This is a genomic window from Nonomuraea sp. NPDC051191, from assembly GCF_044455665.1.
Classification (GTDB): Bacteria; Actinomycetota; Actinomycetes; order Streptosporangiales; family Streptosporangiaceae; genus Nonomuraea.
On the sequence record NZ_JBITEZ010000017.1, the window covers coordinates 54410 to 68622 of the forward strand.

The following is a 14213-nucleotide window of genomic DNA, read 5'->3' on the forward strand; positions in this document are numbered from 1 at the left end:
GGGACGAGTATGGAGCCACAGCTGGTCAAGTCCGCCGAGCGGACCGTACGCATCCTGGAGACCCTGGCAGAGTCCTCCGACCACATGACGCTCTCGGAGCTCCAGCGGCGCACCGGCTTCCCACGCAGCAGCCTGCACGCCCTCATGCGCACCCTGGTCGAGCTCAACTGGGTGGAGACCGACACGACCAGGTCGGCGTTCGGCATCGGGCCGCACGCCCTGCTGACCGGCACCGCCTACCTCGACAAGGACCCGGCGCTGCGCTTCGCCCAGCAGACCCTGGAGGACCTGCGGGACGAGATCGGCCAGACCGTGCACTTCGCCCGCCGAGACGAGGCCCACGTCCTCTACCTGGCCACCCGCGAGTCCCGCGAGGCGGGCCACGTGATCCCCAGGGTGGGCCGGCGGCTGCCCGCCCACGTGACCGCGCTCGGCCAGGTGCTGCTCGCCCAGCTCACCGACGACGAGGTCGTGGCCCTGCTGCCCGACCCGCTGAAGGCGCTGACCGAGCACACCATCACCGACCTGACCAAGCTGACCGGAGAGCTCGACCAGGTGCGCACCCGCGGCTGGGCCCTCGAACGCGAACAGGGCACCCCCGGCGTGGCCTGCGTGGCCGTGGCGGTCGACTACCGCATCCCGGCCACCGACGCGATCAGCTGCTCGATGCCGGTCGCGCTCCCGCCCGCCGAGATCGAGCGGATCACCGAAGCGGTGATCAAGCACACCCGCAAGCTGGCTGCCACTCTGCGCAGGGAAGGCATCCGCTAGACCCCCTCATTGGAAGGACTGCCGATGCGGCTGGACGGTGTTCTCTTCTTTCCCGTGACCCCCTTCGACGGCGACGGGGCCGTCTCGGAGCAGGTGCTGGCCGAGCACGTCTCCGCCGGGGTCGCGGCCGGGGCGGGAGGAGTGTTCGCCGCGTGCGGAACCGGTGAGTTCAACGCCCTCGACCTGGCCGACTACACCAAGGTCATGACCACGTCGGTGGCCGCGGCGCGGGGGCGGGCGCCCGTCTTCGGGGGCGCGGGCGGGCCGCTGCCCACCGCCAGGGCCGTCGCGCGGGCCGCCGCCGACAGCGGGGCCGACGGGTTGCTGCTGCTGCCTCCGTACCTGGTCAGCGCCCCACCATCCGGTCTCGTGCGGTACGTGCGCGAGGTGGCGGCCGCCACCGACCTGCCGGTCATCATCTACCAGCGGGCGAACGCCCGCTTCTCCCCCGCCGCCGTGGCCGAGCTCGCCGCCCTGCCGAACGTCATCGGCTTCAAGGACGGGCTGGGCGACCTCGACCTGCTCCAGCGCATCATCCTGACCGTGCGGGCGGCCGCGCCCGGCGGGGAGTTCACGTTCTTCAACGGCCTCCCCACCGCCGAGCTGACCGTGCCCGCCTACCGCGGGCTCGGGGTGAGCCTGTACTCCAGCGCCGTGTTCGCCTTCGCGCCCGAGATCGCGCTGGCCTTCCACAAGGCGGTGACGGCTGGGGACGAGGTGCTCGTGCGGCGGCTGCTCACCGGTTTCTACCTGCCGCTGGTGGAGCTGCGTGATCTGGTGCCGGGGTATGCGGTGTCGCTGGTCAAGGCGGGCGTACGGACGCGGGGGCTGGACGTGGGCGGCGTCCGCCCGCCCCTGCTGGACCCGTCCCCCGAACACCTGGCCGCCTTGGAGCGCATCACAGCGCAGGGCCTGCAAATCGCCGCCACCTGACCAACCCCAAGGCTCTCTCTCCCCGGCCCCTCCCTCACCGGCCATAGACCTACCTCCTGCCCCGCCCCCTCCCCTTACGCCCCGCTTCTCTCCCGAACCCACTCAAGACCCCTGACTAAGGTCTCCACCTCCTGCGCGCCCGCCCCTCCCCCACGCGCCTGAGCCCCGGCATGCTCGCCGCCCTCAAGAGCGCATCAGGCGCGTCCGCAGGCGGGCCCGTCCGCCCAGCGGGGAGCCCCGAGCGGGTTGGCGTTCTTGGGCGCGTCCGTCAGCCCGCCTGCAGGCGGCCGTCCACCCGGCGGGGGATCCCGAGGGGGTTGGCGTCCTTGAGCTCGTCCGGCAGCAGCCCCTCCGGCCAGTCCTGGTACGCGACCGGCGCCACCCACCGCCCGATCGCCGTCGCCCCCACCGACGTGTACGCCGACGTCGAAGCAGGCCAAGGCCCACCGTGGTGCATCGCCCAGCAGACGGCCACCCCGGTCGGCCATCCGTTCCAGATCAGCCGCCCCGCCTTCCGCCCGAGCACCTCGACGATCTCCTCGGCCTCGTCCGGATCACCGCCATGGACCGTCGCCGTGAGCGACCCTTCCAGTCGCTCCAGCACCCTCCGCAGCTCCGAAATCTCCCGATAAGTCACCACAACAGCCGCCGGCCCGAAACACTCCTCCGCGATCCCCGGCAACCTCTCCCCGAACGACTCCAGATCGGTCGCGAACACCTTGGGCGCCACCGCCCAGGCCCCCTCCCCCGGCTTCCCCTCCGCCAGCAGCGGCAGTTCGCCGAGCCGTCCGAGCCCGCCCACGTACCCGTCCCGGATGCGCTCGGCCAGCATGGGCCCTCCGCCGGTCGCCTCGACCGCCGCGACCAGCGCCTTGCGCAACTCGTCGTCCTCGGGGACGAACACGAGGCCCGGGTTCGTACAGAACTGCCCGACCCCCAACGTCAGCGACGCCGCGAACCCGCTCGCCACCTCCCCCACCTTCGCCGACGGCAGCACCACCACGGGATTGACGCTGCCCAGCTCCCCGTAGAAGGGGATGGGCGTCTCCCGCTCGTCGATCAGCTTCTGGATCGCCTTGCCGCCCGCCACCGACCCGGTGAACCCGGCCGCGACCACCCGAGGGTGCCGTACCAGGTCGGCGCCCGCCTGCATCCCCTGCACCAGCCCAAGCAGGTCCGGATAAGGCAGGGCATTCCGTACGATCTTCGCCACCCGCTCGGACGTGTTCGGATGCCCCGGATGCGCCTTGACCACCACGGCACATCCCGCCGCCAGCGCCGAGGCGGTGTCCCCACCGGCCACCGAGAACGCGAACGGGAAGTTGCTCGCCGCGAACACCGCGACGACCCCGGTCAGCGGATGGTTCATCCGCCGCACGTCCGGGCGCGGCGGCGTGAGCGCCGGGTCGGCGTGGTCGATGACGGCCTCCAGGTAGCCGCCGTCCCTGACGACCTGGGCGAACAGCCGGAACTGGCCGGCCGCACGCGCGACCTCGCCGCGCAGCCGCCCCTCTCCGAGCGCGGTCTCCTGATCGGCGAGTTGCCACAGTTCGTCCACGTGTGCGGTGAGCGCGTCGGCGACGGCCTCCAGCGCCTCCGCCCGCTCGTCCGCCGGGGTCGCGCGCCACGCGGCACCGGCCGCCACCGCCGCGGAGACGATCAGATCGACCCCGGCGCTGTCGGTCTCGGGCAGTGCGCTGCCCACGGTCTCACCGGTCCTGGGGTCGTATCCGTAGATCATCGAGTGGCCCTTCGGAGTCTTGACACTGTCTCGGCCCGATTCTTACAGTTGCGGCAACCTGTCCACAAATCTGGCAATTGTTCACATATATGGACGGCGGTTTCTGAATTGATTATCCGGCAGATCCACGTCACCCCCGTCGCCTTCCGGGACCCGCCCCTCCTGAACACCGCCGGAGTCCACGAGCCGTGGGCCCTCCGCACCATCGTCGAGATCATCACGGACGAGGGCATCTCCGGCCTCGGCGAGACCTACGGCGACCTCGGTCACCTCACCAAGGTCCGCGAGTGCGCGCAGGTCCTGCTCGGGCTCGACGTCCACGCCACCAACGAAATGTACGCCCGCATCGCCGCCACCGTCGGCGACGTCGTCACCGACCTGCACGGCCTGACCGGCGTCGCCACCAAGGAGAAGAGCGTCGACCGGGTCTTCTCCCCCTTCGAGGTGGCCTGCCTGGACATCCGCGGCAAAGCGGCCGGCGTACCCGTCGTGGACCTGCTCGGCGGCCGCGTCCGCGACGCCGTGCCCTACAGCGCGTACCTCTTCTACAAGTGGGCGGGCCACCCCGGCGCGGACCCCGACCGCTTCGGTCCGGCCCTCGACGAGGCGAGCCTGGTGGCACAGGCCGCCCTCCTGATCAAGGAGTACGGTTTCTCCTCGATCAAGCTGAAGGGCGGCGTCCTCCCACCCGACCAGGAGGTCGCCGGCATCCGCGCCCTGCACGAGGCGTTCCCCGGCATCCCCCTCCGCCTGGACCCCAACGCCGCCTGGAGTGTCGAGACCTCCATCCGCGTCGGCCGCGAGCTCGACGGCGCCCTCCAGTACCTGGAGGACCCCACGCCGGGCATCGCGGGCATGGCCGAGGTGGCCGCGGCCGTCCCGATGCCGCTCGCCACGAACATGTGCGTCGTCACCCCCGAACACCTGCCCCCCGCCATCTCCGCCCGCGCGATCGGCGTGCTCCTCCTGGACCATCACTACTGGGGCGGTCTCGTACGATCCGCACACATCGCCACCCTCTGCGGCACCTTCGGCCTGGACCTGTCCATGCACTCCAACTCCCACCTCGGCATCAGCCTGGCCGCGATGACCCATCTGGCCGCCGCCACCCCGAACCTCACCTTCGCCTGCGACACCCACACCCCCTGGCAGGACGGCCAGGACGTCGTGCGTCCCGGCAGCCTGCGCTTCACCGACGGCGCCGTACCGGTGCCCGCCGGTCCCGGACTGGGCGTCGAACTGGACCGCGACGCGCTGGCGGTCATGAACGAGCAGTACGAGACCTGCGGCATCCGGGCCCGCGACGACACGACGTACATGCAGCGCCACGAACCCGCCTTCTCCGCGAAGAGACCCCGCTGGTGAACGTCGCCTACGTCTACCCCTGGGACATCGTCGGCGACCCGTCGGCCCCCGCCCGCCTGGCCGACCTGGGCGTGGACGTGATCGCCCTGGCCGCCAGCTACCACTCCACCCGCGCAGCCACCCCGTACCACCCCGAACACCGCGTACTGGACGTCCCCCATCCTGCGTTCTACCTGCCGATCCGCCCGCGCGCCTGGTCCCGCCTGGTCCCCGCCGCCCCCACCTGGACCCCGCCGGACGCCTACCTCCAGGCCCAGACGGCCCTGCGGAAGGCCGGCCTGAAGGTCCACGCCTGGACCGTCCTCACCCACAACTCCTACCTGGGAACCCGCTTCCCTGACCTGACCGTGCGCAACGCCTTCGGCGACCCGTACCCGTATGCCCTCTGCCCCGCCCACGAGGACGTCCTGGCGTACTGCGAGACCCTCGTCACGGAAATCCTCACCCTGGCCGAACCGGACGGCCTGATCCTGGAGGCATGCGGCCCGATGGGCTTCGGGCACCAGAGCGTGCACGAGAAGACCTCCGGCGCCGACTGGACCCCCACCGACGCCGACCTCCTCTCCCTGTGCTTCTGCACCGCCTGCGCACCGCAGTACCCACCAGGAACCGCCGCAAGAGTCCGCACCACCATCGACCGCCCCCAACCCACCCCCGACCCCCTCGCCACCTCAGCCAGCGGCACCACCGCCGCAACCACCACCCCCACAGACGCCCCCACCGCCCCCTCAAGCACATCCACTCCAAGCTCGCCGACCTCAGTGGACGCGACCTCAGGGGACCCGGCGTCAGACGGCCCGAAGTCGGAGGGCCCGGAGTCGGAGGGCCCGCCGTCGGAAGGCCCGCCGTCGGAAGGCCCGCCGTCGGAAGGCCCGCCGTCGGAAGGCCCGCCGTCGGAAGGCCCGACCTCAGGAACACGGACCCTTGGAACATCGTCCGCAGGCGCCCTGACCTCAGGAGCCCCAACCGCAGGCATCCCAGCCACAGGCACAGCAGCGCCAGGAGCCCCGACCGCAGGCCCTGCCGGTAACGCTTCGCCCGACCCCGACCCCGACCCCGACCCCGGCGCCGCACTCCGAACCCTCACAGCCCCCGACAACACCGGCGGCCATGCCACCCTCCGCCACCACACAGACCCGATGGAGCTCGCCCTCGGCCCCTTGGCGAACGAGATACGTGCAACCCGCGTGAGCCTGTCAGCATCCCTCCGCCGCCGCCTCATCTCGGCCGCCCGCCGAACAGCCCCCAACATCCCCATCACCCTGCACGCCAACCCGAACCCATGGGCCACCGGCGCCTTCGCCGCCCTCCCCTCCGGCGACCCAGACCTGGACGTCCTCGTGGGCAACTGCTGGGGCGACACCACCACCGACGCCGCCCGCCTCACAGCTCTGGCGAACCTGCGCACCCCTGGCCAACGAGTAGGCGCCTACGTCCTGGCCCTCCCACCCCGCCCCGCCGACGCAGCCACGCTGGCCGGCCAACTGAAGACGTACGCCAAGGCCGGCGCCTCAGAATTCCACCTGTACCACGCAGGTCTGGCCTCCCGGCACCGCCTCTCCACCATCGCGACCGCTCTCCGCCTCCTCCAATAGCCTCGCCCCAACGACCAGCCCCAGGAGCCTCCAAGCCCAGCCACCAACCACCGACGGCCCATCAACCCAAAATCAGCCCCCAGGGAACCGCCGCGCCGAAAGGCCACATACCGTGCGGCATCGTCAAGTCCCCACACCACGCCCCCCACGAGGCCGTCCAGTCCCTCGAACCAACGAACCGCCTGAGCAGTAGCACCGGGCATGGGCCATGAGCCACCACCTCACACCGCACCAGCGAGGAGAGGCACCCATCCGGTGCGGCTCACTCCCTCGCCGGCGACGCCCCGTCGGGCCACCCATCAAGATGCACGTGACACCCATCGCCGCAGGCACTCAAGCCCACATGACAGCCAGCGCACCCGAGTCCCCGGAGAGCTCCCCCAAAGAGCCGACACTCCAGGACGATCAACCAGCCCAGCAAAGGCAACGGACTGCCTTCGCCGATCACCACCGCCCGCCAAAGACGAAGCCCAGATACAGAAAGACACCCACCAACCAGCCCAAGCAACGACAGAGCTGCAACCAGCGTCTGAGGTCAGCCATTCCTCAGATCAGCCATCACGGCCCAGCGCCAAAAATCAACCACTTGGCCAGCGCCTCAGCCGCCTGGCTTGACCACCTCAGCACCCCACAACCCGCACCAGCCGCCAGCGCCGACCGCCAGGCCCCAGCCCGAGCAATGCCACCCACGCACCCCCCGAACCGACGCCACTTAATCCATCATCGCAAGCCACCCCAGATGCGCTCCCCCGAACGGCCCTCTACGAGTCCCAACCGCATCCATCAGCCACCGCGCGCTCTCCTCCGCCGCAGCGATCAACTCCGGCGGATACCCCAGCACCACCTGATGCTCAGCGAACTCGTCCTCATCGTCGAGAATGAGCCGCCCATCCCGCTTCCTGATCACATCGAGATCGAGATCCAACATGGTGACCTCGTCGTCACGCCACTCGGGAACCGTGGTGACATCCACATAGACCTCGGTCCGATGCGGTGCCGCGTTGAACGACGCCGTCCACCAGGCATCCCGCGGAAAGAGCATGATGGCGTGGGTGTCCCAGGTGATGGCCGGCCCATCCCCCTTGCGCGCAACCGTCCCTCCAGGCACGGCAACCCACACCCCATGCTGATCTTCTCCGAGCACCTTGCCCGGATGGTTCCAGTGCAACGCCCCGCCGTACTTCCGAAACACCACCCGTACATCGCTCATAGAACAAATCTACTTTTCGTCCCCCGCCACCACGAGCACCCATACGCCGCCGCCCCATCCCCTTCCGCATCCGCCCTTCACCATGCCTCCGAGACCATGCCCCCACCACAGACCCCGCCCAAGCCCTCTACCTCCCCTCCCTCCCGCACCATGCCGAAACACCATCCGACACGCCTCACAGCACAAGCCCCAGCCCGCTCCTCACTGCCACCCGAGACTTGGCAGGCGGCCCCCTGACCAGCCCGCGAAACGAGCCGGCCACCAGGGGCCACACCCGAAAGGCCGCCACGGCCCCCATGGGACTGAACCGCAGACGAAGAACACACCTCAACCGAAACTAACCTGACCGCTCCACGAACCCTCAGCCCCCGAAGCGCAAACAACACGACAGGCGCCAGACACTCCCCAACTGGCCCAAAAACGAACCTGACCCCGCACGCTCCCTCAAGGCCAGTACGCTCCGCCCTCTGCCAGAGAGTCGCCTCGAACTCAAGCCGCCACACCCTCACCAGAGGCAAGGACCAACGGATACCGACAGAACCGCCTCTCCCTCACACGCCATTCAACGTACTCGACCTGCACTCAACAACACTTGAATCAAGCCACCAGGGAACATTTCGCCTAAAAGCTACACAATCTCTGAAATGCCGCCAGCATTACATCGACCCCAAGAAGGACCATCATGCCGTTACCATTCATGACCAATCTCTCAAATACCCACACATTTTCATCACTCCTGCCCCCGCGCACACACTTCCGGCCCAAGAACGCTCCGATATCCCTCTTACCACGGCTCCCCGATCCCGCTTAGATAGTGAGCCGTGGCAAGACGTAGCGAGTTGACCGACGAAGCATGGGAGCGGATCGCGCCTCTACTCCCGGTTGCCGCAGGCCCCGGCCGCCCTTGGCGGGGACACCGGCAAGTAGTTAACGGAATCCTGTGGCGCTTCGAGACTGGAGCGACCTGGCGAGAAATCCCCAAATGCTACGGCCCCTGGCAAACCTGCTACGAACGATACAAACGCTGGACCGAAGACGGAACGTGGGCAAGGGTCCTAGAGGAAGCACAAGCCGGAGAAGATACCAACCCTTCCCAGACAACCAGCACCCCTCCACCACACCCCATTCATAGCCCTCAAAAAGGAACAAACGCCAACGGACAACCACCCCACGCCCCCGAGCACCCATGAGGGACGCAAAATGGGACGCTTATCCCACTATCCCCGAACCGTCCACCCTCAGCACTCCACCAGCATCAACATAAGCATTCGGCCCCACAGCTAGGCCACCGGCTAGTAATCTTCACCCTGAGCAAGCCGAAACACGAACGGTTGCCACACTTAACCGTTCAATGTAGGACGAGACTGATCCGATAGCGGATCCCACAGACACCCGCGCGGGCACTTTAGAAACCCCCTCCATTTTGCCCGCGCGGGCACCTACTGGCTCCTCCACTTCGGCCCGCGCGGGCGCCACCCCTACACCTGTGCCCGTGCGGGCCGATCCTGAGCGTTGGCAGTTCTGTACGAACCGATGCTCGTCCCTAGGAGCCTGCCAACAAAGGCTCAGGTGTGGCGGCGGCGCCGATAGTAGGCGTAGGCCAGGGCGAGCACGATCGGGCCCCACAGGTTCAGCGGGCTGATGCATGCCGCGGCCAGGATTTCCCACCAGACGTTCTCGTAAGCGACCTGGTCAACGGTTCCGACCCATTGAAGCACCGTCTGTACCGGCAGTATCGACAAGATCGCACCCCCGGCCACCGCGGGGATGATCGCGGCCATCGGCCGTACGCGACACCCCCCGAGGAACGGGATCCAGTTCGGGACGACCTCTCCCCACCGGCGCACGAGGCCGATGCACAGCAAGGCCGCCAGCTCCGACAACACGCTGAGCCCGAAGATGTACGGAAGCCTGATGATCCACAGCGCCGGCATGTCCGTGTCGTGGACTTGGCCCATCGGGAAGTTGAAGGCGAACGGCAGCCTCCACAAACAAGAAGGAAGCACCAGCCAGGGAAGCGCGTAGGCGGCACGCAGCGCCCAGCGCAGGACGGGCCGTTCGGTGTCGCTGGCGGCCGGAGCTTTGTGATTCGCTCCGGCTTCGGTGGAGACTTGATCTCTTGAGAGGATCGAGTCCATGCCAGGTGAATCACCGCCTTGCGGAGACCAACCCACTCTCGTATGCCGCGATGACCAGCTGTGCTCTGTCACGAGCCTCCAACTTCGCAAGCAATCGGCTGATATGCGTCTTGATGGTGGCCAAGCTCAACCGCAAATGATCAGCGATCTCCCCATTGGACAGCCCGCGAGCGATCAACAACAGGACTTCCCGCTCTCGCTCCGTCACCCTGTCAAGCCCCTGCGGCCGCTGCACCACCGGAGTCTTCGTGAACTCCTCGATCAAGCGCCGCGTCACCGTGGGCGCAAGCAGGGCCTCACCACTCGCAACCACCCGAACCGCAGCGAGCAGATCTGCAGGCGGCGTGTCCTTGAGCAGAAAGCCACTCGCTCCGGCCCGAAGCGCATCGTAGACATAAGCATCTAGATCGAACATCGTCACCACGAGAACCCGCGAGACATTCCCAATAAGCCGAGTCGCCTCGATACCGTCCATATCCGGCATGCGGACATCCATTAGCACCACATCGGGTCGCTGCTCCAAGACGACCGCCACTGCTTCGGTGCCGGTTGACGCCTCGCCTACCACCGTCATGTCAGGCTCGGAATCGACCAGCATCGTGAAGCTCCCCCTGAGCAGAGCTTGATCATCAGCAACGACGACCCTGGTCACGAAACCTCCTGGTAGGGCAGGCGCGCGAAGACACGAAACCCCTGTCGAGGCAAACTCCCCGCTTCGAAGACTCCGCCGTACATCATGACCCGCTCGCGCATCCCGATCAGCCCATGGCCGGAGCCGTCCGCAGGCGACATGCGCCTTCCAGCGCCCTCGTCGATCACCTCTATCCGCACCTCACCCCCATCTGCGGCGACGGATACCCGGCACCGAGTCGGCGAGGCATGCTTGACCACGTTTGTGAGCGCCTCCTGCACGATGCGATAGACGGACAACTCCACACCATCCGGCAACCGTCTTCCCGCCGCCGCATGACCTTCTCGTCGTCCCCTCATGCCATTGCCGGGAACGGCTCCTCCGATCAAGCGATCATTCATCGCCGGGTCGTCGTTCCAAAGCGCGGCGTGTTCCCCTTCACGCGGCTCACCTCCTCTCCGCACCTGTGGCGTGCCTCCGTCCTGAACACGCGCACCCGCCCTCTCACCGCCGGCCTCTTCCTCCGCGAGCCGGAGATCAAGCTCAACCTCGACCCCAGCTTGCCGGGCCTGCTCCGCCAAGCCCTGCAGACCCTCGATCCCTGGAACGGGGACAAGATCTGGCAGCTGGGTCGAACGCAGCATTCCGAGCAGGTGGCGCATCTCCACCAGAGCACTTCGGCTGGCGGTCTCGATCACGCGCAGGGCGTCGTGCGCCTCTTCCGGTCTGGTCGCCAGCACGTGATTGGCCACGCCCGCCTTGACCGCGATCAAGCCGACGCTATGAGTCACGACGTCGTGCAGCTCCCGCGCGATACGTAACCGTTCCTGCGTCACCGCGTGCTCCGCCAATCGCTCGGCCTCCCTGGCGGCGTACAGCCTGCGTTCCCGAACCGCCCGCCCTATGGTCCAGGCTCCGCCGAGCGCCGCGATACCGACCAGCGGTTGATCGATGTGCATCAGCCAGACCGGAGCACCCCCGCGCGGTGTGCCGCCTGCCATCACCAGCCCCACCACACTGATCATGCTGACCACGCCGATGGCCGAGGACGGTATCAGGGCGCCGCGCTTGTCGGTCATCGCCACGATGTAGATCGCATACGCGGGTGCGATGCAGGCATACCCCACCACATCTACCGCGGCGGCGAAGACGGCCAGCAGCAGCGTGAGACAGAAGACGGACAGAGGCCATAGCCTCCGCACCGCCAACGGCAGCCCCAACCCGCAGGGAAGGGCGATCTTCATCCACGGCGGCACTCCTGGGGTGGCGACCGCCGCCGTGACGAACACGAACGTGAAGGCCAGTCCCGCCGCCAGATCGAGCACGATCAGTTGACCGCGGCTCCAACGCCTGGCGAAGAAGGGATGGTTCTCGTTCACGCGTTGAACGGTAGCCTCTCGCCGAGCTGAGCACGTCAGCCCAGGGTCTGACCTCGAGATTCGAACCGTGGTCTGATGCGCCGCGGACCCGGCATGCCGCATCTTCTTCAGCGTGATCGAACTTCAGCACCTCACCAAGCGCTACGACGACACGCTCGCCGTGGACGATCTGTCCTTCAACGTGGAGCCTGGCCATGTGACGGGATTTCTCGGCCCCAACGGCGCCGGCAAATCCACCACGCTCCGCCTGATCCTGGGCTTGGACGCGCCCACCTCCGGCCAGGCCCTGATCAACGGCAGACGATATGCCTCCTTGAGCAAGCCCATGTTCGAGGTGGGGGCGCTGCTCGACGCCGGTGCGGTCCATGGCGGGCGCAGCGCCTACAACCATCTGCTCTGTCTGGCCACTACCAACGGCATCGGTGCCACACGGGTGGCCGACGTGATTGAGCAGGTCGGGCTGCGGGATGTGGCGCGAAAACGCGTGGCCGGCTTCTCCCTCGGCATGAAGCAACGGCTCGGCATCGCGGCCGCGCTGCTCGGCGATCCTGGCGTGCTGTTGTTCGACGAACCTGTCAACGGACTCGATCCCGACGGGGTGCGCTGGATCCGCGACCTCATGCGATCGCTGGCTGCAGAGGGGAGAACCGTCCTGCTCTCCAGTCATCTGATGAGCGAGATGGCATTGACCGCTGAACGCATCGTGATCCTCGGCCAGGGGCGGCTCGTCGCGCAATCCACGGTAGCGGAGTTGACCGCGCGCTATCCCTCGCTGGAAGACGCATACATGGCCCTGACGGCGAGCAGTGTCCAGTTCGGCGCGGCGAGATGAGGGCAGCGCTGCTCGCCGAGTGGCTGAAGCTCCGGTCGGTGACTTCGACGTGGAGAGCGATGGGCGCGGCAGCCCTCATGGCAGTACTTGGCGTGGTGTGGACGATCTATGTCAGCGGCCTCGCCGATGAGCGAGGGACACTGCAGGCAGCCGCGCCGGAACAGGGTTTCCTGCCGCTCCTTCAGATGAGCCTCACTGTGCTGGGCGTGCTCGCGGTCACGTCCGAGTACGCGACGGGGATGATTCGTGCCAGTCTCACCGTCGTTCCACGGCGCGGCACCTTACTTCTGGCCAAGGCCGTCGTCGTCGGCCTGGCCACGTTGACAGCGGGCCACGTCATCCTGCTGGTCACCTATTCGGCGAGCCGTCTGATCGCCGACAACCACCGGCTGGGTTTCAACGAGACATCCCTGACCGATGACGTGCCCATGTTGTTAGCGGCGGGGATCTCGGTGACGGCGCTCGCTCTGGTGGGGCTCGGCTTGGGCGTGGCCACGAGGTCAACGGCCGGAGCGATCACCTCGGTCGTGGCTTTGTTGTTCATCCTGCCCGGTGTTGTCGGATATCTGCCGGCGCCGTGGAACACGCGTGCCGCATCACTGCTGCTGCCGAACCTGGTTCCCCAACTGGTCGGCGATCGCCTCTCGTCACGGCTTGGGGACGGTCTTCTTCCACCTTGGGCCGCGCTCCTGGCTCTCCTGGCCTACCCGGCAACCGCGCTCGGTGCCGGTTTCATCTTGCTCAAGCGGAGGGACGTATGAGTGTTCTCGCCTCGGAGTGGCGGAAGGTCCGCTCGGTCCGATCTTCCTATCTCATCGTCGGCATCAGTATCGGCACGATCCTTCTCGGCCTGGCTCTGGCCTCCATGGCGGCTGGCATGTACGACAACGCCCCGATGGAGCAGCGCCCAAGCGCCCGGATAGCGGATCTGGAGGAGGTTCTGGTGATCGTGCCCCAACTTTGCATGGGCGTGTTGGGCACATTGGTCATCACGTCTGAATACACCACGGGCTTGATCCGAACGAGCCTGACGATCGTCCCCCGTAGATGGCCGGTTCTCGCTGCGAAGTCTGCCGTGGTGGGCACAATGAGCCTGGTCATTGCGCCGCTGGCGGTGTTCGGGACGTATTTCGTCTCCCGTTGGGTGCTTGGCGACCGCTTCTCCGGTGCGTATCTGACCTCGTTCGCGGACAGGCTGCCGTTCCTGCTCGTCACCAGCCTCACGGTGGCGGTCTTCGCGCTGCTGGGCCTGGGTTTGGGCGCGCTTCTGCGTTCCGCCGCCGGGGCGATCACTGTGTTGGTGGGTCTGATCTATGTGATCCCGATGATCGTGGGCAACATCCCGGAGCCCTGGAGTGAACGGCTGGGCTCGATCATGATCGGTGCACTGCCCCGCGAGATCACCGGTGACATCATCACCACGTCGGTGTACGGGTCACTTCTGTCTCCGCCTGCGGCTGCCGCTGTGCTGGTGGCGTACGCGGTGCTTCCCCTGCTGGCCGCCGTCTGGCTCATACGCAGGAGGGACGCTTGAGATGCCTGCTCCAACGACCTTGTCGAGGCGTCTCCACCGCCGTCTGATTCTGCAACCGCAGGTACGGCAGGCTCAGGTGCCTGC

12 protein-coding genes and 1 pseudogene are annotated in these 14213 nt (G+C 67.5%); 8 read left to right on the forward strand and 5 right to left on the reverse strand.

Going from position 1 to position 14213, the window contains the following annotated elements:
- The first annotated feature begins 9 nt into the window (after positions 1 to 9).
- Together ACIA8R_RS40805 and ACIA8R_RS40810 are read left to right on the forward strand one after the other, a co-directional pair.
- On the forward strand, positions 10 to 771 hold the full coding sequence (locus tag ACIA8R_RS40805; RefSeq protein WP_357694321.1) for an IclR family transcriptional regulator: 762 nt from the start codon (positions 10 to 12) through the stop codon (positions 769 to 771).
- Between the two features lie 24 nt (positions 772 to 795).
- Positions 796 to 1704 (forward strand): 5-dehydro-4-deoxyglucarate dehydratase, encoded by a 909-nt coding sequence (locus ACIA8R_RS40810; RefSeq protein ID WP_397042890.1) that lies wholly within the window; start codon positions 796 to 798, stop codon positions 1702 to 1704.
- Between the two features lie 268 nt (positions 1705 to 1972).
- On the opposite strand, the gene ACIA8R_RS40815 is transcribed toward ACIA8R_RS40810, so the two are convergent.
- Positions 1973 to 3445, reverse strand: coding sequence for an aldehyde dehydrogenase (NADP(+)) (locus ACIA8R_RS40815; protein WP_397042892.1), 1473 nt, complete (start codon positions 3443 to 3445; stop codon positions 1973 to 1975).
- Between the two features lie 108 nt (positions 3446 to 3553).
- Between ACIA8R_RS40815 and ACIA8R_RS40820 the strand changes: the two genes are divergently transcribed.
- A complete protein-coding gene (locus tag ACIA8R_RS40820; RefSeq protein WP_397042894.1) occupies positions 3554 to 4810 on the forward strand; it encodes a glucarate dehydratase family protein in 1257 nt (418 codons plus the stop codon).
- Complete coding sequence (locus ACIA8R_RS40825) at positions 4807 to 6405, forward strand: hypothetical protein (RefSeq protein ID WP_397042896.1); 1599 nt, start codon at positions 4807 to 4809, stop codon at positions 6403 to 6405. The genes ACIA8R_RS40820 and ACIA8R_RS40825 overlap by 4 nt, the downstream gene beginning before the upstream one ends.
- Positions 6406 to 7117: 712 nt before the next feature.
- On the opposite strand, the gene ACIA8R_RS40830 is transcribed toward ACIA8R_RS40825, so the two are convergent.
- Entirely contained in the window at positions 7118 to 7615 is a 498-nt protein-coding gene (locus tag ACIA8R_RS40830) for a DUF402 domain-containing protein (protein WP_397042898.1), read from the reverse strand.
- A gap of 821 nt (positions 7616 to 8436) precedes the next feature.
- On the opposite strand from ACIA8R_RS40830, the gene ACIA8R_RS40835 reads away from it, so the two are divergent.
- The gene (locus ACIA8R_RS40835; protein ID WP_397042900.1) at positions 8437 to 8805 is read left to right on the forward strand and encodes a transposase; all 369 of its coding nucleotides are present in this window, start codon (positions 8437 to 8439) and stop codon (positions 8803 to 8805) included.
- 375 nt (positions 8806 to 9180) lie between these two features.
- Here ACIA8R_RS40835 and ACIA8R_RS40840 read toward each other — a convergent pair whose 3' ends face one another.
- The 3 genes from ACIA8R_RS40840 to ACIA8R_RS40850 are packed head-to-tail and all read right to left on the reverse strand — an operon-like array spanning position 9181 to position 11763.
- Positions 9181 to 9753, reverse strand: coding sequence for a hypothetical protein (locus tag ACIA8R_RS40840; RefSeq protein WP_397042902.1), 573 nt, complete (start codon positions 9751 to 9753; stop codon positions 9181 to 9183).
- A 10-nt stretch (positions 9754 to 9763) separates the two neighbouring features.
- Positions 9764 to 10405, reverse strand: a complete 642-nt coding sequence (locus ACIA8R_RS40845) for a response regulator (RefSeq protein ID WP_397042903.1) — start codon at positions 10403 to 10405, stop codon at positions 9764 to 9766.
- On the reverse strand, positions 10402 to 11763 hold the full coding sequence (locus tag ACIA8R_RS40850) for a sensor histidine kinase (protein WP_397042905.1): 1362 nt from the start codon (positions 11761 to 11763) through the stop codon (positions 10402 to 10404). The genes ACIA8R_RS40845 and ACIA8R_RS40850 overlap by 4 nt, the downstream gene beginning before the upstream one ends.
- Before the next feature lie 112 nt (positions 11764 to 11875).
- Between ACIA8R_RS40850 and ACIA8R_RS40855 the strand changes: the two are divergent.
- From ACIA8R_RS40855 to ACIA8R_RS40865, 3 genes and pseudogenes are all read left to right on the forward strand, one after another.
- Positions 11876 to 12529, forward strand: a pseudogene (locus ACIA8R_RS40855) (ABC transporter ATP-binding protein); the annotation flags it as partial.
- Positions 12530 to 12654: 125 nt separating this feature from the next.
- The gene (locus tag ACIA8R_RS40860) at positions 12655 to 13356 is read left to right on the forward strand and encodes an ABC transporter permease subunit (RefSeq protein WP_397042907.1); all 702 of its coding nucleotides are present in this window, start codon (positions 12655 to 12657) and stop codon (positions 13354 to 13356) included.
- Positions 13353 to 14129, forward strand: a complete 777-nt coding sequence (locus ACIA8R_RS40865) for an ABC transporter permease subunit (RefSeq protein WP_364094150.1) — start codon at positions 13353 to 13355, stop codon at positions 14127 to 14129. Before ACIA8R_RS40860 ends, ACIA8R_RS40865 begins: the two co-directional genes overlap by 4 nt.
- The last annotated feature ends 84 nt before the right edge of the window (positions 14130 to 14213 follow it).